At 71.2% G+C, this 20445-nt stretch carries 19 protein-coding genes; 8 read left to right on the forward strand and 11 right to left on the reverse strand.

Translation table 11 applies throughout. The annotated features are described in order from the left end of the window. Positions 1-20 precede the first annotated feature (20 nt). Positions 21-1046 carry an ATP-dependent 6-phosphofructokinase gene (locus ACH5A8_RS32310; protein WP_345672661.1) on the reverse strand — a complete coding sequence of 342 codons (1026 nt, stop codon included), beginning with the start codon at positions 1044-1046 and terminating at the stop codon, positions 21-23. A gap of 227 nt (positions 1047-1273) precedes the next feature. Between ACH5A8_RS32310 and pta the strand changes: the two genes are divergently transcribed. The 3 genes from pta (at position 1274) to pyk (ending at position 6182) form a co-directional block, all read left to right on the forward strand. Beyond that, entirely contained in the window at positions 1274-3355 is a 2082-nt protein-coding gene (gene pta, locus ACH5A8_RS32315; protein WP_399007558.1) for a phosphate acetyltransferase, read from the forward strand. A 25-nt stretch (positions 3356-3380) separates the two neighbouring features. Beyond that, positions 3381-4589 carry an acetate kinase gene (locus tag ACH5A8_RS32320; RefSeq protein ID WP_399007559.1) on the forward strand — a complete coding sequence of 403 codons (1209 nt, stop codon included), beginning with the start codon at positions 3381-3383 and terminating at the stop codon, positions 4587-4589. A 162-nt stretch (positions 4590-4751) separates the two neighbouring features. Beyond that, the gene (gene pyk / locus ACH5A8_RS32325) at positions 4752-6182 is read left to right on the forward strand and encodes a pyruvate kinase (RefSeq protein WP_399007560.1); all 1431 of its coding nucleotides are present in this window, start codon (positions 4752-4754) and stop codon (positions 6180-6182) included. 110 nt (positions 6183-6292) lie between these two features. Here pyk and ACH5A8_RS32330 read toward each other — a convergent pair whose 3' ends face one another. The 4 genes from ACH5A8_RS32330 to ACH5A8_RS32345 form a co-directional block, all read right to left on the reverse strand. Further along, the gene (locus ACH5A8_RS32330) at positions 6293-7750 is read right to left on the reverse strand and encodes a hypothetical protein (RefSeq protein ID WP_399007561.1); all 1458 of its coding nucleotides are present in this window, start codon (positions 7748-7750) and stop codon (positions 6293-6295) included. Next, a complete protein-coding gene (locus ACH5A8_RS32335; RefSeq protein WP_399007562.1) occupies positions 7740-8321 on the reverse strand; it encodes a DUF6114 domain-containing protein in 582 nt (193 codons plus the stop codon). Before ACH5A8_RS32335 ends, ACH5A8_RS32330 begins: the two co-directional genes overlap by 11 nt. 130 nt (positions 8322-8451) lie before the next feature. Further along, complete coding sequence (locus tag ACH5A8_RS32340; RefSeq protein ID WP_399007563.1) at positions 8452-9129, reverse strand: DUF6230 family protein; 678 nt, start codon at positions 9127-9129, stop codon at positions 8452-8454. 649 nt (positions 9130-9778) lie between these two features. After that, complete coding sequence (locus ACH5A8_RS32345) at positions 9779-10750, reverse strand: tetratricopeptide repeat protein (RefSeq protein ID WP_399007564.1); 972 nt, start codon at positions 10748-10750, stop codon at positions 9779-9781. 279 nt (positions 10751-11029) lie between these two features. Here ACH5A8_RS32345 and ACH5A8_RS32350 point away from each other — a divergent pair, with 279 nt between their 5' ends. Beyond that, positions 11030-11653, forward strand: coding sequence for a TetR/AcrR family transcriptional regulator (locus tag ACH5A8_RS32350; protein ID WP_399007565.1), 624 nt, complete (start codon positions 11030-11032; stop codon positions 11651-11653). A 136-nt stretch (positions 11654-11789) separates the two neighbouring features. Here the strand turns inward: ACH5A8_RS32350 and ACH5A8_RS32355 are convergent, their stop codons facing one another. From ACH5A8_RS32355 to ACH5A8_RS32370, 4 genes are all read right to left on the reverse strand, one after another. Continuing rightward, positions 11790-13490, reverse strand: a complete 1701-nt coding sequence (locus tag ACH5A8_RS32355) for a methylmalonyl-CoA mutase (protein WP_399007566.1) — start codon at positions 13488-13490, stop codon at positions 11790-11792. Positions 13491-13586: 96 nt separating this feature from the next. Then, positions 13587-13925, reverse strand: a complete 339-nt coding sequence (locus tag ACH5A8_RS32360) for a DUF3817 domain-containing protein (RefSeq protein ID WP_399007567.1) — start codon at positions 13923-13925, stop codon at positions 13587-13589. 205 nt (positions 13926-14130) lie between these two features. Continuing rightward, complete coding sequence (locus ACH5A8_RS32365) at positions 14131-14640, reverse strand: MarR family winged helix-turn-helix transcriptional regulator (RefSeq protein WP_399007568.1); 510 nt, start codon at positions 14638-14640, stop codon at positions 14131-14133. A gap of 33 nt (positions 14641-14673) precedes the next feature. Then, positions 14674-15999, reverse strand: a complete 1326-nt coding sequence (locus ACH5A8_RS32370; RefSeq protein WP_399007569.1) for an MFS transporter — start codon at positions 15997-15999, stop codon at positions 14674-14676. Positions 16000-16173: 174 nt separating this feature from the next. Between ACH5A8_RS32370 and ACH5A8_RS32375 the strand changes: the two genes are divergently transcribed. Then, complete coding sequence (locus ACH5A8_RS32375; RefSeq protein ID WP_399007570.1) at positions 16174-17160, forward strand: DUF5937 family protein; 987 nt, start codon at positions 16174-16176, stop codon at positions 17158-17160. A 395-nt stretch (positions 17161-17555) separates the two neighbouring features. Here ACH5A8_RS32375 and ACH5A8_RS32380 read toward each other — a convergent pair whose 3' ends face one another. Both ACH5A8_RS32380 and ACH5A8_RS32385 read right to left on the reverse strand, forming a co-directional pair. Next, on the reverse strand, positions 17556-17858 hold the full coding sequence (locus ACH5A8_RS32380) for an MTH1187 family thiamine-binding protein (protein ID WP_399007571.1): 303 nt from the start codon (positions 17856-17858) through the stop codon (positions 17556-17558). Beyond that, positions 17855-18199, reverse strand: coding sequence for a DUF3817 domain-containing protein (locus tag ACH5A8_RS32385; protein WP_399007572.1), 345 nt, complete (start codon positions 18197-18199; stop codon positions 17855-17857). Before ACH5A8_RS32385 ends, ACH5A8_RS32380 begins: the two co-directional genes overlap by 4 nt. 170 nt (positions 18200-18369) lie before the next feature. On the opposite strand from ACH5A8_RS32385, the gene ACH5A8_RS32390 reads away from it, so the two are divergent. From ACH5A8_RS32390 to ACH5A8_RS32400, 3 genes are read left to right on the forward strand one after another with little or no spacing between them, the layout of a single operon-like run. Then, positions 18370-19002: an AIM24 family protein gene (locus ACH5A8_RS32390; RefSeq protein ID WP_399007573.1), complete on the forward strand. Its 633-nt coding sequence runs from the start codon at positions 18370-18372 to the stop codon at positions 19000-19002. Between the two features lies 1 nt (position 19003). Further along, positions 19004-19654 carry an AIM24 family protein gene (locus tag ACH5A8_RS32395; protein ID WP_399007574.1) on the forward strand — a complete coding sequence of 217 codons (651 nt, stop codon included), beginning with the start codon at positions 19004-19006 and terminating at the stop codon, positions 19652-19654. Next, positions 19651-20427, forward strand: coding sequence for an AIM24 family protein (locus ACH5A8_RS32400; protein WP_399007575.1), 777 nt, complete (start codon positions 19651-19653; stop codon positions 20425-20427). The genes ACH5A8_RS32395 and ACH5A8_RS32400 overlap by 4 nt, the downstream gene beginning before the upstream one ends. Positions 20428-20445 lie beyond the last annotated feature (18 nt).

Consider the following 20445-nt stretch of genomic DNA (forward strand, 5'->3'; position numbering starts at 1 on the left):
CTCCGTCCCGCCTGGGCCCTCTAGAAGACCGACTCCGCCTCGTCCATGCGGTCCTTGGGCACCGTCTTCAGTTCGGTGACCGCCTCGGCCAGCGGCACCATCACCACGTCGGTGCCGCGCAGCGCGGTCATGTGGCCGAACTCGCCGCGGTGCGCGGCCTCCACCGCGTGCCAGCCGAAGCGGGTGGCGAGGACGCGGTCGTAGGCGGTGGGCACGCCGCCGCGCTGGACGTGGCCGAGGATGACCGGCTTGGCCTCCTTGCCGAGCCGGCTCTCCAGCTCGTACGCCAGCGCCGTGCCGATGCCCTGGAAGCGCTCGTGGCCGAACTTGTCGATCTCGCCCTTGCCGTAGTCCATGCTGCCCTCGGCGGGATGGGCGCCCTCGGCGACGCAGATCACGGCGAACTTCTTGCCGCGGTCGAAGCGCTCCTCGACCATCTTGACCAGGTCGGCGGGGTCGAAGGGCCGCTCGGGCAGGCAGATGCCGTGGGCGCCGGCCGCCATGCCGGACTCCAGGGCGATCCAGCCCGCGTGCCGGCCCATGACCTCCACGACCATGACGCGCTGGTGGGACTCGGCGGTGGTCTTCAGGCGGTCCATCGCCTCGGTGGCCACGCCGACGGCGGTGTCGAAGCCGAAGGTGCGGTCGGTGGAGGAGATGTCGTTGTCGATCGTCTTCGGCACGCCGACCACCGGCAGGCCGGCGTCCGAGAGCATGCGGGCCGCGGTCAGCGTGCCCTCGCCGCCGATCGGGATCAGGGCGTCGATGCCGAACCGGTGGATCATGTCGGAGGCGTTCTCGCACGCCTCGCGCAGCCGGTCGCGCTCCAGCCGGGAGGAGCCGAGGATGGTGCCGCCGCGGGCGAGGATGCCGCTGACCGCGTTGAGGTCGAGCGCGCGGTAGCGGCCGTCGAGCAAGCCGGCGTAGCCGTCCTCGAAACCGATGACCTCGTCGCCGTAGGTGGTGACCGCTCGGTGCACGACCGACCGGATCACCGCGTTCAGTCCCGGACAGTCGCCGCCTGCCGTGAGAACTCCGATACGCATCGCGCTGTGTCTCCTGCTCACTGTTGATACCGGTGATCCTGTCCGATTGTTTCACGTCCCCGCGGCGACTACGTCTTGACGGGCGCCTTACTTAGCGGCGGGGGTATTGTCAAGAGGGCTCCGCTCGACCCGGCGGGCTTTTTTTGCACGCCGGCCGCCCCGCCAGGATCCGCCGTGGACCCCAGGCGCCCCAGAAGCCCGAGGAACCCGAGGAAACGGAGAGCCGCGTGACCCGCAGCGTGTACGTGACCGGCATCGACCGCGGCGACGGCCGCCAGGTCGTCGAGCTGGGAGTCATGGAGCTGCTGACCAGGCAGGTCGACCGGGTGGGCGTCTTCCGCCCCCTGGTCCACGACGGCCCGGACCGCCTCTTCGAACTGCTGCGCTCCCGCTACCGGCTCTCCCAGGACCCGGCGACGGTCTACGGCATGGACTACCAGGAGGCGTCCGCCCTCCAGGCCGAACAGGGCACCGACGAACTGGTGTCCACCCTGGTCGACCGCTTCCACCTGGTGGCCCGGGACTACGACGTGGTCCTCGTCCTCGGCACCGACTTCGCCGACACCCAGCTCCCCGACGAGCTGTCCCTGAACGCCCGCCTCGCCAACGAGTTCGGCGCCTCCGTGCTCCCGGTCGTCGGCGGCCGCAGGCAGAGCGCGGAGTCCGTGCTCGCCGAGACCCGCAACGCCTACCGCGCCTACGACGGCCTGGGCTGCGACGTCCTGGCCATGGTCACCAACCGGGTGGACCCCGAGGACCGCGACGCGATAGCCGGGCGGCTGGCCGACCGGCTGCCCGTCCCCTGCTACGTCGTGCCCGACGCCCCCGCCCTGTCCGCGCCGACCGTCGCGCAGATCACCCAGGTCCTGGACGGCAAGGTGCTGCTGGGCGACGACTCCGGGCTCGCTCGCGACGCGCTCGACTTCGTCTTCGGCGGCGCCATGCTGCCCAACCTCCTCAAGGCGCTGACCCCTGGCTGCCTGGTCGTCACCCCCGGCGACCGCGCCGACCTGGTCGTCGGCTCGCTCGCCGCGCACAGCGCCGGCACCCCGCCGATCGCCGGCGTGCTGCTCACCCTGAACGAGGAGCCCGGCGAGGAGATCCTCACCCTGGCCGCCCGGCTCGCCCCGGGCACCCCGGTCGTCTCCGTCACCGGCAACAGCTTCCCCACCGCCGAACGGCTGTTCTCCCTGGAGGGCAAGCTGAACGCGGCCACCCCGCGCAAGGCCGAGACCGCGCTCGGCCTGTTCGAGCGCTATGTCGACACCGCCGACCTCAACAAGCGCGTGTCCGCGCCGAGCAGCGACCGGGTCACCCCGATGATGTTCGAGCACAAGCTGCTCGAACAGGCCCGCTCCGACCGGCGCAGGGTCGTCCTGCCCGAGGGCGCCGAGGCGCGCGTGCTGCACGCCGCGGAGGTGCTGCTGCGCCGGGGCGTGTGCGACCTGACGCTGCTCGGCCCGGTGGACGCCATCCGCAAGAAGGCCGCCGACCTCGGCATCGACCTCGGCGACTCGCAGCTGATCGACCCGGCCGTCTCCGAGCTGCGCGATCCCTTCGCCGAGCGCTACGCCCGGCTGCGCGCCCACAAGGGCGTCACCACCGAGCTGGCCTACGACGTGGTCTCCGACGTGAACTACTTCGGCACGCTGATGGTGCAGGAGGGCCTGGCCGACGGCATGGTCTCGGGCTCCGTGCACTCCACGGCCGCCACCATCCGTCCCGCCTTCGAGATCATCAAGACGAAGCCGGAGTCCTCGATCGTCTCCTCGGTGTTCTTCATGTGCCTGGCCGACAAGGTGCTCGTCTACGGCGACTGCGCCGTCAACCCCGACCCGGACGCCGAGCAGCTGGCCGACATCGCCGTCCAGTCGGCGGCCACCGCCGCCCAGTTCGGGGTGGAGCCGCGGATCGCGATGCTGTCGTACTCCACCGGCACCTCCGGCACGGGCGCCGACGTGGACAAGGTGCGCGAGGCCACCGAACTGGTGCGGCTGCGCCGCCCGGACCTGATGATCGAGGGCCCGATCCAGTACGACGCGGCCGTGGAGCCGTCCGTCGCCGCCACCAAGCTGCCCGGTTCCGAGGTCGCCGGACAGGCCAGCGTGCTGATCTTCCCGGACCTGAACACCGGCAACAACACCTACAAGGCCGTGCAGCGCTCGGCCGGCGCGATCGCGGTGGGCCCGGTCCTGCAGGGCCTGCGCAAGCCGGTCAACGACCTCTCCCGCGGCGCTCTCGTCCAGGACATCGTCAACACCGTCGCCATCACGGCGATCCAGGCCCAGGCCCGGCCGGCCACCGACTGACCCACGGAAGAAGGCTTCGAACACCGTGAACGCGACCCGCGTCCTCGTCCTCAACTCCGGCTCCTCGTCGGTGAAGTACCAGCTGCTCGACATGCGCGACGCGAGCCGGCTCGCGGTCGGCCTGGTCGAGCGGATCGGCGAGCAGACCTCCCGCCTCAAGCACACCTGCGTCGGCTCCGGCGACACCCGCGAGCAGAACGGCCCGATCGCCGACCACGACGCGGCCCTCAAGGCCGTCGCCGAGGAGCTGGCCAGGGACGGGCTCGGCCTGGACTCCCCCGAGCTGGCCGCGATCGGCCACCGGGTGGTGCACGGCGGCATGTTCTTCACCGAGCCGACGGTGATCGACGACGCCGTGCTCACCGAGATCGAGCGGCTGATCCCGGTGGCGCCGCTGCACAACCCGGCCAACCTCACCGGCATCCGCACCGCCATGGCGCTGCGCCCCGACCTGCCGCAGGTCGCCGTCTTCGACACCGCCTTCCACACCACGATGCCGGAGCCGGCGGCCCGCTACGCCATCGAGACCAAGCTCGCCGACCGCTACCGGGTGCGGCGCTACGGCTTCCACGGCACCTCGCACGCCTATGTCTCCCGCGCGACCGCGGAGCTGCTCGGCAAGGCGCCCGAGGACGTCAACGTGATCGTGCTGCACCTGGGCAACGGGGCGTCCGCCTCCGCGGTGCGCGGCGGCCGCTGCGTCGACACCTCCATGGGGCTCACCCCGCTGGAGGGCCTCGTGATGGGAACGCGTTCCGGTGATGTCGACCCGGCCGTCATCTTCCATTTGCAGCGTGTCGGCGGAATGTCCATGGACGAGATCGACACTCTCCTCAACAAGAGGAGCGGTCTGTTCGGACTGTGCGGCGACAACGACATGCGGGAGATTCGTCGCCGGATGGACGAGGGCGACGAGCAGGCACGGCTCGCGTTCGACATCTACGTACACCGGCTGAAGAAGTACATCGGCGCCTATTACGCGGTACTCGGCACGGTGGACGCGGTCGCCTTCACGGCCGGGGTCGGCGAGAACGCGGACTTCGTGCGCGAGGCCGCCGTGGCGGGCCTGGAGGGGCTCGGCCTGGCGGTGGACGGCGCCCGCAACGCGGTCCGGGGCGATCAGGCGCGGCTGATCTCGCCCGAGGGCGCGCGGGTGGCCGTGGCCGTGGTGCCGACGGACGAGGAAAGGGAGATCGCCAGCCAGACCTACGCACTGGTCGGAAAGGACGAGTGAGGGCGCCGGGGAACGCCGGCGGGGAAGCGGTGGAGAAGCACCGGAGAAAACCGCTGAGTAACTTCCGCGGAATTCCGGTACTCGCCTGAGCGGGAACGCGCCCATTTGTATCTTCCGCCAGACGGAATATTCCGCAGCGAAACAAACCGATAGGATCGCCCCATGCGCCGTTCGAAAATCGTCTGTACTCTCGGCCCCGCGGTCGACTCCCACGAGCAGCTCGTCGCGCTGATCGAGGCCGGCATGAACGTGGCCCGCTTCAACTTCAGCCACGGCACGCACGCCGAGCACCAGGGGCGGTACGACCGCGTCCGGGCCGCGTCCAAGGAGACCGGCCGGGCCATCGCCGTCCTCGCCGACCTGCAGGGCCCCAAGATCCGCCTGGAGACCTTCGCCGAAGGCCCGGTCGAGCTGGAGCGGGGTGACGAGTTCACCATCACCACCGAGGACGTTCCCGGCGACAAGCAGATCTGCGGCACGACGTACAAGGGGCTGCCGGGCGACGTCTCGCGCGGCGACCAGGTCCTGATCAACGACGGCAACGTCGAGCTGAAGGTCCTGGACGTCGAGGGCCCCCGGGTGAAGACGATCGTCATCGAGGGCGGTGTGGTCTCCGACCACAAGGGCATCAACCTGCCCGGCGCGGCGGTCAACGTGCCCGCGCTGTCCGAGAAGGACGTCGAGGACCTGCGGTTCGCGCTGCGCATGGGCTGCGACATGGTCGCCCTCTCCTTCGTCCGGGACGCCAAGGACGTCGCCGACGTGCACCGCGTCATGGACGAGGAGGGCCGCCGGGTCCCGGTCATCGCCAAGGTGGAGAAGCCGCAGGCGGTGGAGAACATGGCGGACGTCGTCGCGGCGTTCGACGCCGTCATGGTGGCCCGCGGCGACCTCGCGGTCGAGTACCCGCTCGAGAAGGTCCCGATGGTGCAGAAGCGCCTGATCGAGCTGTGCCGGCGCAACGCCAAGCCGGTGATCGTGGCGACCCAGATGATGGAGTCGATGATCACCAACTCGCGCCCGACCCGCGCCGAGGCCTCCGATGTGGCCAACGCGATCCTGGACGGCGCGGACGCGGTCATGCTGTCCGCCGAGTCGAGCGTGGGCGCGTACCCGATCGAGACCGTCAAGACGATGTCGAAGATCGTCACGGCGGCCGAGGAGGAGCTGCTCTCCAAGGGCCTGCAGCCGCTGGTCCCGGGCAAGAAGCCGCGCACGCAGGGCGGTTCGGTGGCCCGTGCCGCCGCCGAGATCGCCGACTTCCTGGGCGGCAAGGGCCTGGTGGCCTTCACCCAGTCCGGCGACACCGCCCGCAGGCTCTCCCGCTACCGCGCGGCCCAGCCGATCCTGGCGTTCACCACCGACGAGTCCACCCGCAACCAGCTGGCGCTCAGCTGGGGCGTGGAGCCGCACGTCGTGCCGTTCGTCGCCAGCACCGACGAGATGGTCGACCTGGTCGACCAGGAGCTGATCAAGCTCAAGCGGTTCAACGAGGGCGACGTCGTGGTGATCACCGCCGGTTCCCCGCCCGGCGTCCCCGGCACCACCAACATGGTCCGCGTCCTGCACCTCGGCGGCAACGGCCGGGACTGACGCACCCGCACGGGAGCACTTCCCGTACGACGACCGAGGGCGCCCTCCGCAGCAGCGGGGGGCGCCCTCGGTCTTTCGCGGCTCCCGGACGGGCTCGGTCGGCCGGCGGCTCAGACTCCGTCGGTCGTGTAGACGTGCATCCCGGGTACGTGCAGGTTGCCGCCGAACTGGCCGGCCTGCACGACCTTGACCTTGGTGAAGTAGATCAGCGGGATGTCCAGCGGCGGCGGGTTGTCCGGGTCGAACGTGATCGGGATCAGTCCGAGCAGGTTGCCGGAGATGCTCTCGGTGTACATCACCGTGTCGCCGCCGGTGATGGTGGACGTCGAGCCCTTGGAGGCCTGCACGTGGTACGTCTTGCCGGACTGCTTGTCCTTCACCGTCTGGTGCAGGTCACCGATGTCGGTGCCGGCCGAGATGACGTACTTGAGGACCTTCTTGACGGTGCCGTTGGCGGTCCTGACCTCGACGACGCCCTTGTAGCTGGCGCCCTTGAGCGTCAACGAGCTGGCGTCGAGGTACCAGGGGTCGTCCGGCAGCGGGATCTTGTTGTCGACACCGCCCTCGGCGTCGGTGGCCGCCGGGCAGTCCTTCGGGTCCACGGAGGGGCTCGCGGAGGCACTGGGGCTCGGCGAGGCGGTGGCCGCGTCGGTGGCCGCGTCGGTGGCGTCCTTGACGGTCCTGGTGGTGTCCTCGGCCGCCTTGGACGCCGTGTCGGTCACGTCCTTGACGGTGTCCTCGACCGTGCCGGTGGCCTTCTCGACGGTGTCGCCGACGGTGTCGGACACCGTCTTGCCCGGGGAGGACGCCGAACCGCCGCCGTCCGAGCCGTCCTTGCCCGCGCTCGCCGAGGGCGAGGCGGAGGCGGACGGCGTAGGGGCCGCGCCGGCGGGGGAACCGGAGCCCGAGCCGGACTTGTTTCCGGTCAGGACGTCCCCGATGTCACCGATCGTGTCGCCGATGGTGTCCAGCAGGCCGCCGCTCTTCTTCTCGGTGGCCGACGGGGACGGCGTGGCCGCGCCGGAGCCGTCCGAGGAGCCCTGCGGGGCGGTGGCGGACGCCGTGGGGCCGGCCTTGTCGTCGGAACCTGAATCCGACGAAGAGGACGTGCCCGAGGCGGCCTTGTCCGACGTGCCCGAAGAGACCTCGTCCGAGGACGCCTTGTCGGAGCCCGTCCCGTCCGACGACTCCGTCCCGGTGGACGTCGCCGACGGCGACGGGGTGCTCTCCTTCGCGGAGTCGGACGCGCTCGCGGAGGCGGACGGCGTGGGCGACTCGGAGGACTTGTCCTTGTCGTCCTCCAACGCCTGCACGCAGGCCTTGTAGTCCTCGGCCTTCATGGTCTCGGCGGAGGACGCCGACACCTTGTTGTTGTCGGCCACGGCGAGCGAAGCCGTGAAGCCCATTCCCACGATGACCGCCGTCGGCATCGCCGCCATGGCCATCGCCTTGCCGGCCGGCATGTGGAACCTGGTGAACAGCGGCTTCCTGGGCGCCGCGTGACGCGGCCCGGTTCTCGACCGTGACTCCTCCGGGTCAGCCCCGCGGGTCACCTCGTCAGCCGGCACTGTGCCTCCCGTTCGCCCCGTTGGCAGGGCTCGTTCCTGACAGGTCGTTCTCCCCCAGTGCCTCGACGCCCTGGGAGTGGCCCCCACCGATCGCCCCGTCCGCCGCCGGGTCGCCCGCGGCCTCGGGGGCACTGCCCGCCACCGGGCCGGCCGTCTCGGCCTCCTCCGGCGCGGGCGGCACGCCCGGGGCCCACGACACGGCCATCGCCCCGCCGATGAGGGCGAGGAGGAAGCCCATGAGGAAGCCACCGAAGTTGGACACGGGGATGGACACCAGGGCCAGCAGGATCGACGCGACGCCCGCGAAGACCCGGATGTGCTTCTGGAACCAGAGGCTGATGCCCAGAACGATCAGCAGCACGCCGATGATGAGGGAGCCCGCGCCCGCCGTGGTGGACATGGCGAGCGTCAGATGGCCGACCTGGAGATGCGCGTACGGGAAGTACATGATCGGAAAGCCACCGAGCAGGACGAGCAGACCGGCCCAGAACGGCCGCGTGCCCCTCCAGGCGCGGAACTGCAGCCTCCGGCGAGTGAACTGGCCGGGTACGGCAGGAGTCTCGGCGCTCATGGAAAACAACTCCCTGGTACAGCGTTGCTGTGGGTTGTGGTGCGGTGGTGATGTGGGGGGTGGGAAAGCGCGGCTCGGGAGTGGACGGGGCGGGGGCGGCCAGGGGCCTCCCCCGCCCGTCACGGGGTGCTCAGTAGCACTCGACGCCCTTGCCGTCGCCCTTCTTGAGCGACATGTGCAGCTTCGGGAGCGTGAAGGTGCCGGCGGTGGTCGCCCACGCCGTCGACTGCACGCCGACCAGCTTGGCGGTGTCGGCCTGCTGGGCGAAGCCGTACGGGTTCGCCTGCTCCTTGCCGCCCTTCATGCCGATGCCCTTGCCACCGGCGTCGGGGTTGCCCGTGTCCTTGGCGGCCACACCGATGTCGATGTTGCCGAACTGGGCGTAGCCGGTGGTGTTCAGGTCCGAGACGTCCATGAAGAGCTTGCTGGCCGCGACCTGCCCGCTCTTGTCACTGCTGTCGCCCGCCGTGAGCTTCAGGGTGACGGTGCCGACGAACGGGATGTCCGGCGTGACGACCGACTGGCACAGGTTCTTGATCTGCGCCGTGTCGAACGAGGACACCGCCACCGCGTGGGCCGTCTTCTCACCCGTGAGCGTGTAGCCGGAGTCGACCGCTCCGTACTGCGTGAACTTCGTGCCGTTGAGCTCGTCGGCCGTGACCTTGAACTCCTGGCCCGACACGCTGAACGACGCGGCGAGCGCACCCTGTGCGAGGGCGACGCCTATCGCTGCCGTCGCGGCGACGCTGGGCACCATGACCACAGCGAACCGCTTCCATCTGGTCCCGCCACGCACCTGGGACTCCATATTGTTCCTCCTTCTCGGACGTACATCTCCTGGCCTCGGCTCGCCACCGGTTCGGCGGCTCGGCCGGGCAGGGATGGGAGAAGTGCTACGTCCTCGGGAAGGAGAGCGCCCGCGCTCGGTGGCGCGAACCGCACCCGAATCACCGGCGATCACCCCCGAGCGACAACCACTGGTCGCGCCTGACACGCATCACGCACAACCTTGTGGACAGGCTTCACCGGGACGGCGAAGACCCCCCTGTCCCAGAGCCGGCGCCACTGCCGTCGGCCCTGCCCGGTGGGGACCCACACGCTCCGTGACCCGGCCGGCTGCCGGGGAACGGGAATGGACCGAGCGTCGCCGATCGTGGTGCATTCTCGCCGCCCGCACAAGGGGGTTCGTTACTGGCTAGTAACGGCGGGATAACCGGGACACGACTCGCCGGTCTCGAACGGCGACACACGGTTGCAACGTAGGCCACGACAAGGCCGTTGATTCCCGGACGAAAGGGGGCAAGAACCGGCCCCTGACTTACTCGCAGTAACAGCGGCCGCGTTTACCAAGTTTTGGCAAAGCGCGGCCGCTGTGGTGGCCCGTCGGCAGATCTTTCACTCGGGCAACACACGCCCCGCCCTCCGGCGGCCGTACGGCGCGACGCCCCTGGCCGGGGTCAGAACAGGGCTCGTGCCAGCGCCCGCCGCGCCCCCGCCACCCGCGGATCCTCGGCCCCGACGACCTCGAAGAGCTCCAGCAGCCTCAGCCGCGCGGCGTCCCGGTCCTCACCGGCGGTGCGCTGCACGGTCTCGATGAGCCGGCCGAACGCGTCCTCCACGTGACCGCCCACCAGGTCCAGGTCGGCGGCGGCGATCTGCGCCCGCACGTCGGCCGGCTTCTCCGCCGCCTCCTGACGGACCTTCTGCGGGTCCAGGTCCTGCACCCGCTGGAGCAACTCGGCCTGCGAGAGGCCCAGTCTGGCCTCGGGGTGGGCCGGGTCGTCGGCCAGCACGTTCTTGTAGGCCTGGACGGCGCCGCCCAGGTCGCCGGCGTCCAGCGCCTGCGCCGCCGCGTTCAGCAGCGCGTCGTACGGACCGGCCTGGGGCTGGGCGGGGGCCTGGCCGCCCGGCTGGGCGTCCGGGTCGACGGTCAGGCCGGTCAGCCCGAACCGCTCTTCGGCGACCTGCACCAGCTGGTCCAGCGTCTGGCGGATCTGCGTCTCGTCCGCCGCCCCCTGGAACAGCGGCAGGGCCTGGCCGGCGACCACCGCGAAGACCGCGGGGATCCCCTGGATCCCGAACTGCTGCATCAGCAGCTGGTTGGCGTCGACGTCGATCTTGGCGAGGAGGAAACGCCCGGCGTACTCGACGGCCAGCCGCTCCAGGACCGGGCTCAGCTGCTTGCAGGGCTGGCACCACTCGGCCCAGAAGTCGATGACGACCGGTACCTCGGCGGAGCGCTGCAGGACATCGCGTTCGAAGCCGGCCTCGTCGACGTCGATGACGAGATCGGCCGGGGAGACGGCGCCGGTCCCGCCCTCCCTGGCCGCTTGGGCGCGCGCCTGCTCCGCCTTCGCCTTGGCCTCCTGGGCCGCCTTCACCGCGGCGAGGTCGACGACTCCGCTCATGGACATGTTCCGTGGCTGCATGCGTCTATCCTCCCCGTTCCACGTGTCGAAGTGAAAACCGCCCGAAAGCCGGACCGTACTGGTGTCCGGTCCCCACCGGACGCCTGGTGCCGACGGCGCGTGATGTGGTGTTGTGGCGGCGGTACGGTGCGTGCCGCCGCGTGGTGGTCGTCGCTCGGCGCGGGGCTCGCCCGCGCTTTCGATACGACCCGTAGCGTAATGGCACCGAGTGCCTCCGCGAAACAGGTTCCCGGTGATCTCCCTCACGACCGCACGGAAACCGCCGGTTATGGTCATGGCATGCAGAGCCGCACCCCGCCGCCCGTACGCGCCGGCCGCCCCCGCAGCGCCACCGCGGACGCGGCGATCCTGGCCGCGACCCGGGCGGCCCTGGTGGAGCTGGGCTGGTCCAAGCTCACCCTGGGGGACGTGGCCACCCGCGCCGGGGTCGCCAAGACGACGCTGTACCGCCGCTGGGCGGGCAAGAACGAGCTGGTCGTCGACGCGGTGGCCGAGCTGTTCGACGAGCTCCAGGTGCCCGACCGCGGCAGCCTGGCCGCCGACATCGAGGGCGTGGTCCTGCAGTTCGCCGCGATCCTGGCCCTCCCTGAGGCCCGGAGCGGCCTGATGGCGGTCGTCGCCGAGTCCACCCGCGACGATCCGCTGCGCGAGCGCATCCGCGCCTCGATCGTGGAACGTCAGAAACGGCTGGTTCTGGAGGGTCGGGCACGTGCCCAGGCCCGCGGCGAGCTCCCCCCGGAGCCGGACGCGCGCGAGGCGGCCCGCACCGCCGACCTGATCTTCGACGTGGTGGCCGGCGCCGTGGTCCACCGCACCCTGGTCAGCGCCGAACCGGCGGACGAGCAATGGGTCAGAAGCTTCACCCGCGTCCTGCTCACAGGCCTGGCCTCACTCACCGACTAGCCCCCCTCCCAGCCCGTCCGGCGTCCGAGGACGAGGCCGTCCAGGCCGGCAGCGGGGGTCTGGGGGCGGCAGCCCCCAGGGACGGGAAGGGAAGGGGCGGCGGGGGCGAGAACCTCACCACCGCCGCACCCGCGCCTCAGAACCCGGCGGGCTCCGTGTACACCCCCCACTCCTCCCGCAGCACCCCGCAGATCTCCCCCAGCGTCGCCTCCGCCCGAACAGCGTCGAGCATCGGCCCGATCATGTTCGCCCCCGACCGCGCCGCCCCCAGCATCGCGTCCAGCGCCGACCGCACGGCCGCCTCGTCCCGCCCCGCCTTCCGCTCGGCCAGCACCCGCACCTGCTCCCGCTCCACCTCGTGACTGACCCGCAGGATCTCCAGATCCCCCGTCACCGACCCGGTGTGCGCGTTGACGCCGACGACCCGCTTGTCGCCCTTCTCCAGCGCCTGCTGGTACCGGAACGCCGACTCCGCGATCTCGCCCGTGAACCAGCCGTCCTCGATGCCCCGCAGGATGCCGGAGGTGATCGGCCCGACCGGGTGCCGCCCGTCGGGGTGGGCCCGCAGCCCGCGCTCCCTTATCTGCTCGAAGATCTTCTCCGCGTCCGCCTCGATCCGGTCGGTCAGCTGCTCGACGTACCACGAACCGCCCAGCGGATCGGCGACGTTGGCGACCCCGGTCTCCTCCATCAGCACCTGCTGCGTGCGCAGCGCGATCTCCGCGGCCTGCTCGCTGGGCAGCGCGAGGGTCTCGTCGAGGGCGTTGGTGTGCAGCGAGTTGGTGCCGCCGAGCACCGCGGCGAGCGCCTCGACGGCGGTGCGCACGACGTTGTTGTACGGCTGCTGGGCGGTCAGCGACACACCGGCGGTCTGGGTGTGGAAGCGCAGCCACTGCGCCTTCTCGGACTTCGCGCCGTAGACGTCCCGCATCCAGCGGGCCCAGATGCGGCGCGCCGCGCGGAACTTGGCGATCTCCTCGAAGAAGTCGACGTGCGCGTCGAAGAAGAAGGACAGGCCGGGCGCGAAGACGTCCACGTCGAGCCCGCGCGAGAGCCCCAGTTCCACATAGCCGAAGCCGTCCGCGAGCGTGTACGCCAGCTCCTGCGCGGCCGTGGCCCCGGCCTCGCGGATGTGGTAGCCGGAGACCGACAGCGGCTTGTACGCCGGGATGCGGGCCGCGCAGTGCTCCATCAGGTCGCCGATGAGGCGCAGGTGCGGCTCGGGCTGGAAGAGCCACTCCTTCTGGGCGATGTACTCCTTGAAGATGTCCGTCTGGAGCGTGCCGTTGAGGACGGCAGGGTCCACTCCCTGCCGCTCGGCGGCGACCAGGTACATGCAGAAGACGGGCACGGCGGGCCCGCTGATCGTCATCGAGGTGGTGACGTCACCGAGCGGGATGTCCTTGAACAGGACCTCCATGTCGGCCGCGGAGTCGATGGCCACGCCGCAGTGGCCGACCTCGCCCAGCGAGCGCGGGTCGTCGGAGTCGCGCCCCATCAGCGTCGGCATGTCGAAGGCGACGGAGAGGCCGCCGCCGCCGTTGCCGAGGATCATCTTGTAGCGCTCGTTGGTCTGCTCGGCGTTGCCGAATCCGGCGAACTGCCGGATGGTCCACGTCCGCCCCCGGTAGCCGGTCGGATACAGGCCGCGCGTGAACGGGTACTCACCCGGCCAGCCGATCCGCTCGAAGCCCTCGTAGGCGTCTCCGGGCCGAGGCCCGTACACCGGTTCGACGGGGTCGCCGGAGAGTGTCGTGAAATCCGCGTCGCGCTTGCGGGCGGCGTCGTACCGGGCCTGCCAGCGGCGGCGGCCCTCTTCGATGGCGTCAGCGTCCATACCTACGAATTTACTAGGACGTCCAAGTAAATGTCGACGGCTGACCGCCGTACGCGTCACCGCGTACGGCGGTGTCCCGCTGCGGGGCCGGTGTGATCAGGCCTTGGCGGCCACGGGCGCGGGGTCCGCGACCTTGGCCTCCAGCTCCTGGCTGATCCTGCGCTCGACGAAGAACGCGGCGGTGGGGATGGTGCCGGCCAGCAGGACCCACAGCTGCTTGGCGACCGGCCACTTAGCCTTCGAGCCCAGGTCGAAGGCGACGACCAGGTAGATCACGTACAGCCAGCCGTGCGCGATGCCGATGACGGTGGTGAACTTCGCGGCCCCGTCGATCTGGAGGCCGTACTTGGCGATCACGCCGAGGGTCAGCAGGACCAGCAGCACGCCGGTGACGTAGGCCATGACGCGGTAGCGGGTCAGCACGCTCTTCTTCATGCCGTCGAGCGTAACCGCCCGTTCCGGGAGATCTTGTCCCGGGTCGCGGGGTGCGGGTGCGGGGCGGGGCGAGCGGCCCGGGGGCGGACGGCGGCGCGTGGCGGCCGTGCGTGACATGCGTGACCGCCGTGCCTGGTGGGGGTGTCTGGAGCGGTGCCCGGGCGGCGCCTGGTGGCGGTCCCGGGGTGCTCTTCGGCGTGGGGCCTCAGGACTCGTCGAAGTCGTGCGCGGCCACCCGCAGGGGCCTCAGCATCGCGAAGATCTCCGCGCACTCCTCCGCGTCGTACGCCCCGAGGCCGAAGTCCATCGCCATCAGGTCGCGGGTGGCCGACTCCACGACCTCCCGGCCCTTGTCGGTGATGACGGCGAGCGTGCCGCGGCCGTCGTTGGGGTTGGGGCGCTTGGCCACCAGCCCGGAGGTGACCAGGCGGTCCACGGTGTTCGTCACCGAGGTGGGGTGCACCATCAGCCGCTCGCCGATCTTGGACATCGGCAGTTCGCCGGCCTGGGAGAAGGTGAGCAGCACCAGGGCCTCGTAGCGCGCGAACGTCAGTCCGTACGGCTTGACCACCGCGTCGACCTCGGCCAGCAGGATCTGGTGCGCGCGCATGATGGACGTGATCGCCGCCATGGACGGCACGCTTCCCCAGCGCTGCTTCCAGAGCTCGTCGGCGCGGGCGATGGGGTCGAACGGGAGACTGAGGGGCTTCGGCACGGCATCAGACCCTACCCGTCGGTCATATCGCGGTCAGCTCCGTCTCGCCTTTCGGTCTCCGTGAGTGGTGTCCGGGGTGGTACGGGGCGCCGTGCCCGGCTCGGCGATGCGCCGGGCGGCCACGGCGAGCAGGGCGCAGGACGCCGTGCCCAGGGCTCCGGCGCCCGCCACCGTCGCCGTCACACCGGTGAACTCGGCCGCGACCCCCGCCAGTGCCATGCCCACGCCCTGGAGCGTCATCAGGCCGGCCGTGAGCAGCGTCATCGCCCGGCCGCGCATCTCCTCGGGCACGGCGGCCACGAACCACTGGTCCAGGCCCAGCGTGTACGCCGAACCGGCGCCGGAGACCAGCAGCAGGAGGAGGGAGGCGGTGAGGCCCGGGCGGCAGGCGTAGCCGAGGTAGGGCAGGAGCATGAGGCAGACCAGCGGGAGGGCGACGCGCTCGCGGGTGGCGGGGCGCAGGCGGGCGCCCGCGTACAGCTCGCCGGCGATGGCGCCGACGGGGAGGGCGCACATCAGCAGGCCCAGGCCGGTGGAGCCGGTGCCGAGGGCGGCGGCGTAGGGCGCGGCCAGGGCCTCGGGGACCACCGAGAACATCGGGGGGATCCAGAACAGGAGGAGCAGGATTCTCACCCTGGGGTTCGCCAGTACCTGGCGGGTGCCCTGGAAGGAGGCCGCCGGCAGGGGGCGGGGGGTGGGGGACGTCGTGGCGGGCGCGGTGGTGGGCGGGGGCGCCTCCTGGGCTCGTGCGGGGCGGTGGCGGGTGCCGGCGCGGAGCAGCGTGGCGGAGGCCAGGAACGTGGCCACCGTGATCAGCAGGGCGTGCCTCGGGCTGACCACGGTGAGCAGGATGCCGCCCAGGCCGTAGCCGGCCAGCAGCGAACTCTGCGAGACGATCCGCAGCAGGGAGCGGCCGAGGACGAAGAGGTCGCCGTCGCCGAGGATGTCCGCCAGCGTGGCCATGCGGGTCCCCTGGAAGACCGGTGAGACGACCGCCAGGGCGCAGCGGAGGGCCAGTACGACGCCGATGGGGGCGCTCGACGCCGCCATCGGCAGGACGCAGGCCGCGCAGACCAGGTCGCACGTCACCAGCACCGTGCGGGCGGGGAAGCGGTCCGCCGCTCCGGCGAGGAGGGTGCCGCCGATGACGTAGGGCAGGAAGCCCAGGGCCAGGGTGAGCGCGCTCCAGAGGGGGGAGCCGGTCAGGTCGTAGACCAGGACGGAGAGGGCGATCTCGCTGACGATCACGCCGAGGAGGGAGAGGGCGTGGGCGGCGAAGACCGCTCTGAACTCGGGGACGGCCAGGGCTTGGGCGTAGCCGGGGGGTTTCGGGGGCTGTGCGGGGGCGGGGGCCGGCATGGGGGTGAGGACCGGCGCGGGGGTGGGGGCTGGTCCGGTGGGGCGGGCTGGTCCGGTGGAGGGTGCCGGTCCGGTGATGGGTGGGGCTTGCTCTTGCATGGGCGGCAGACTGCCCGCGGGGTGGCGGGGGGCCTAAAGTTTCGGCTGTCGCCGAATCTTCCGTGAGGACCGCCCATGCCGTTTCGTCTGTGCTTCGGGGACGACGACCTCATGCGGTGCCGGTTCGCCGTCTCGCCGCTCTGGGAGACGCAGGAGGCCGTGCGCACGCTCGGGCGGCCGGACCGGCACGGGTACCACCCGCGGTGGCTGCGGCGGATCCGGGAGGCCGCCCGTGGGCTCGACCTCGCGCCCCTGTGGCTCCTCATGCCGGTGCGCGGGCACAGTCCGGACTTCCTGGGGCCGCCGCCGATCGGGCCCACCGCGACCTTCGAGGAGGAGATCGCCGGAGTGCGGGCCGCCGATCCGGTGGCGGCGCGGTCGGACATCGCGTTGTCGCTGGCGGACACCCCGGGGGCGCTGGAGTCCCCCCTCGGGCGGGCGTGGCTCGCCGATCCCGGGCGGGCGGTGCGGGAGCTGGCCGATCTGACGGAGGCCGCCTGGCACGCGCTGGTCGAGCCGGAGTGGCCCCGGTTGCGGGCGCTGCTGGAGGCCGACGTGGCGTTCCACTCACGGCGGCTGGCCGAGGTGGGGCTGGGGGCGCTGCTGCCCGAGCTGGACCGGCGGCTGTCTTGGGACGGGCGGACGCTGACCGTCGACTGGCACGGCGAGCATGTGCGGGAGCTGGGCGGGCAGGGGCTGGTGCTGATGCCCAGCGTGTTCTCGTGGCCCGAGGTGGTGAGCGGGTTCGAGGCGCCCTGGCAGCCGACGGTGGTGTATCCGGCGCGGGGGCTGGCGGGGCTGTGGGCGGAGCCGGGCGGGGCGCGGGCGGAGGCCGCGTTGACGCGGTTGCTGGGGCGGGGGCGGGCGGCTGTGCTGGTGGCGCTGGAGGAGCCGGCCACGACCTCCTCGCTGGCGCATCGGCTGGGGCTGGCTCCGTCGTCCGTGTCCGCGCATCTGACGGTGCTGCGGGGGGCCGGGCTGCTCGCCTCTCGGCGGTACGGGCATCAGGTGCTGTACGAGCGGACGCCGTTGGGGATGGCGTTGGTGGGCGGTGGGGGGTGACGTGACCTCACGTGGCGCCTGCGGTGCGTGTCGGAACCTGCGGTGTGTGTGGGGGGCGGGGCCGCGGTGGTGCGTCCAGCCCGCCGCACACGGACGTACGGCCCTGAGTTCCGGTCGGTGGGGTAGGTAGGGACCGCACGCGGTACGCGGCGGGCTTCGGACGCACCACCACGGCCCGCTCCCCTCGTCTCGCGACTGCGGGCCGCGGGGACGCGCCTGCTGGGGGGGGTGGCCCGCTCCCCTCGTCTCGCGGGTGCGGGCCGTGGGGACGCGCCTGCTGGGGTGGCCCGCTCCCGTTGTCTCGCGGGTGCGGGCCGTGGGGGGCGCGCCTGCTGGGGGTGCCTCGCTTGCGTGGTCTCGCGGCTGCGGGCCGGGGGGCGCGCGCACAGAAGGGGTCAGTCGGGGTGGTGGGCCAGGTGGCGTTCCACCGTTTCGACCTTGGTGGTGAGGCCGTTCGTGATGCCGGGGCGGATGTCCGCCTTGAGGACCAGGGAGACGCGGGGGGCGCGGGCCTCCACTGCGGCCACGGCGCGTTTGACGACGTCCATGACCTCGTCCCACTCACCCTCGATCGAGGTGAACATCGCGTCGGTGCGGTGGGGAAGGCCGGAGTCGCGGACCACTCGGACGGCGTCGGCGACGTACTCGCCGACGTCCTCGCCGACGCCGAGGGGGGTGACGGAGAAGGCGACGATCACGCGTTCACCACTCCCTCGCGGCGGGCGCGGGAGGCGATCACCGCGTCCTCGGCCTCGCGCTTGAGCTTGCGCTCGGCGAAGAAGCCGCCGGTGGGCAGGACGGAGAGGACGAAGTAGAGCGCGGCGGTCTTCAACGGCCACTTGGCGCGGTTCCAGGCGTCGGCCCAGAAGAGGACGTAGAGGACGAACAGGATGCCGTGGATCGAGCCCATCACGGGCACGCCGTTGAAGTCCGTGGTGCGCTTCAGGACCGAGCAGACCAGCAGGAGGATGAAGCTGACCGCCTCGGGGGCGGAGACCAGGCGGAGGCGGCGGAGGGCGGAGGCTGTCTTGATGTCCACGGGTCACCTTCGGTGGGAGAGACGCCGTGCCCGAGTTTGTGAACGCGGGCACAAGGTTTCGTCCATTGTGGCAAACCGGGCGGGGCCCCTAGGGGGCGGGTCGGGGTTGTATCCACCCTGTGGGCTCTGTCGGTGGTGACGGGTCGGCCGCTACCTTCGCATCTGTGGCGATGTTCCGACTTCAAGGCAGCAGGGTGCTCGCCGTCGACATGACCGGGGACGCCGTGAAGGCGAAGAACGGCTCGATGGTCGCGTACGACGGGCAGATGGCCTTCAAGAGGCTGACCGGCGGGGGTGAGGGGCTGCGGGGGATGGTGACGCGGCGGCTCACCGGTGAGCAGATGACCGTGATGGAGGTGCGGGGGCAGGGGACGTGCTGGTTCGCCGACCGGGCGTCGGAGATCAATCTCGTGGAGCTGCACGGGGACAAGCTGTTCGTGGAGTCCAGCAATCTGCTGGCGACCGACGGGGGGCTCAGGACGGGGACCTCGTTCACCGGGCTGCGGGGGGCCTCGCAGGGGAACGGGCTGTTCACGACCATCGTGGAGGGGCGCGGGCAGGCGGCGATCATGTCGGACGGGCCCGCGGTGGTGCTACGGGTGGCTCCGCGGTATCCGCTCGTCGTCGATCCGGGCGCGTACATCGCGCACCAGGGGAACGTGCGGCAGTCCTTCCAGTCCGGTGTGACCTTCCGCACGTTCCTCGGCGAGGGCGGCGGGGAGGCCTTCCAGATCCGGTTCGAGGGCGACGGGCTCGTGTACGTGCAGCCCAGCGAGCGGAACACGATCGCGGGGGACGTGTGAGATGGGGTTCCGGGAGATCAACTCGAAGATGATCGAGGCGACGGTCCTGCCGGGGCAGCGGCTGTTCAGCCAGCGGGGGGCCATGCTCGCCTACAAGGGGGAGGTGTCGTTCACGCCCAGCGTCCAGGGCGGTCAGGGCGGGGTGATGTCCATGATCGGGCGGCGGGTCGCCGGCGAGGCGACGCCCCTGATGAGCGTGGAGGGCAGCGGCACGGTGTTCTTCGGGCACGGCGGCCACCATGTCCAGGTCATCACCCTGACGGGCGACACGCTGTACGTGGAGGCGGACCGGCTGCTCGCCTTCGAGGGCACCCTCCAGCAGGGCACGATGTTCATGGGCTCGCAGGGCGGGGTGATGGGGATGGTGCGGGGACAGGTGACGGGCCAGGGGCTCTTCACCACCACCCTGAAGGGACACGGGTCGGTCGCCGTGATGGCGCACGGGGGCGTGCTGGAGATCCCGATCGCTCCGCAGCGGCCGGTGCACGTGGATCCGCAGGCCTACGTCGCCCACCACGGCGACGTGCGCAACAAGCTGTCCACGGCCCTGGGCTGGCGCGAGATGGTGGGGCGCGGTTCCGGCGAGGGGTTCCAGCTGGAGCTGAGCGGCAGCGGCGTCGTCTACGTCCAGGCCTCGGAGGAGAAGCTGTGAGCGTCGTGTACGACCCGACGACCCTGCCGGTCGACGACAACGTGAACGCGTACACCTTCTGCGTGGAGCTCAAGGGGAGCCAGTGGTTCCTGCAGAAGGGGAAGATGATCGCCTACTACGGGGCGATCGAGTTCAACGGCGTCGGGCACGGCCGGCTGGACCGTCTGGTGCGGTCTTCCTTCCATTCGCCTCTGCACGCGAGCGATTGGGTGGTGGCGGAGGGCTCGGGCAGGATGCTGCTCGCCGACCGGGCCTTCGATGTGAATTCCTACGACTTGGACGACGGCAATCTGACCATTCGCTCGGGCAACCTGCTTGCTTTTCAGCCAAGTCTCGCGCTCAAGCAGTCGATCGTGCCGGGCTTTCTGACACTCATCGGAACCGGAAAGTTCGTGGCCGCGTCGAACGGTCCGGTGGTGTTCATGGAACCCCCGATCCGGGTGGACCCCCAGGCGCTCGTCGGCTGGGCCGACTGCCCCTCTCCGTGCCATCACTACGACCACGGTTACCTGACCGGGGTAATGGGCGGTCTACGTGCGATGACGGGGCTCGGCGGGGCCTCCGGGGAGGAGCACCAGTTCGAGTTCGTGGGGGCCGGCACGGTCCTGCTGCAGTCGACCGAGACGCTCATGGCCGAGCAGGCCACGGGTGCGGTTCCCCGGGAGCCCGGGGTACCCGGCGGTGGAAGCGGTTCCGCGGGGCACGGACAGCAAGCCGGCGCACCGCGTCTTCCCGGACAGCTGGGAGACCTCCAGCGTCGCTTCGGGCTGTGAGCGGTAGTCTGCGGAGTG

This window comes from Streptomyces sp. NPDC018610 (assembly GCF_044391765.1).
Taxonomy (GTDB): domain Bacteria; phylum Actinomycetota; class Actinomycetes; order Streptomycetales; family Streptomycetaceae; genus Streptomyces.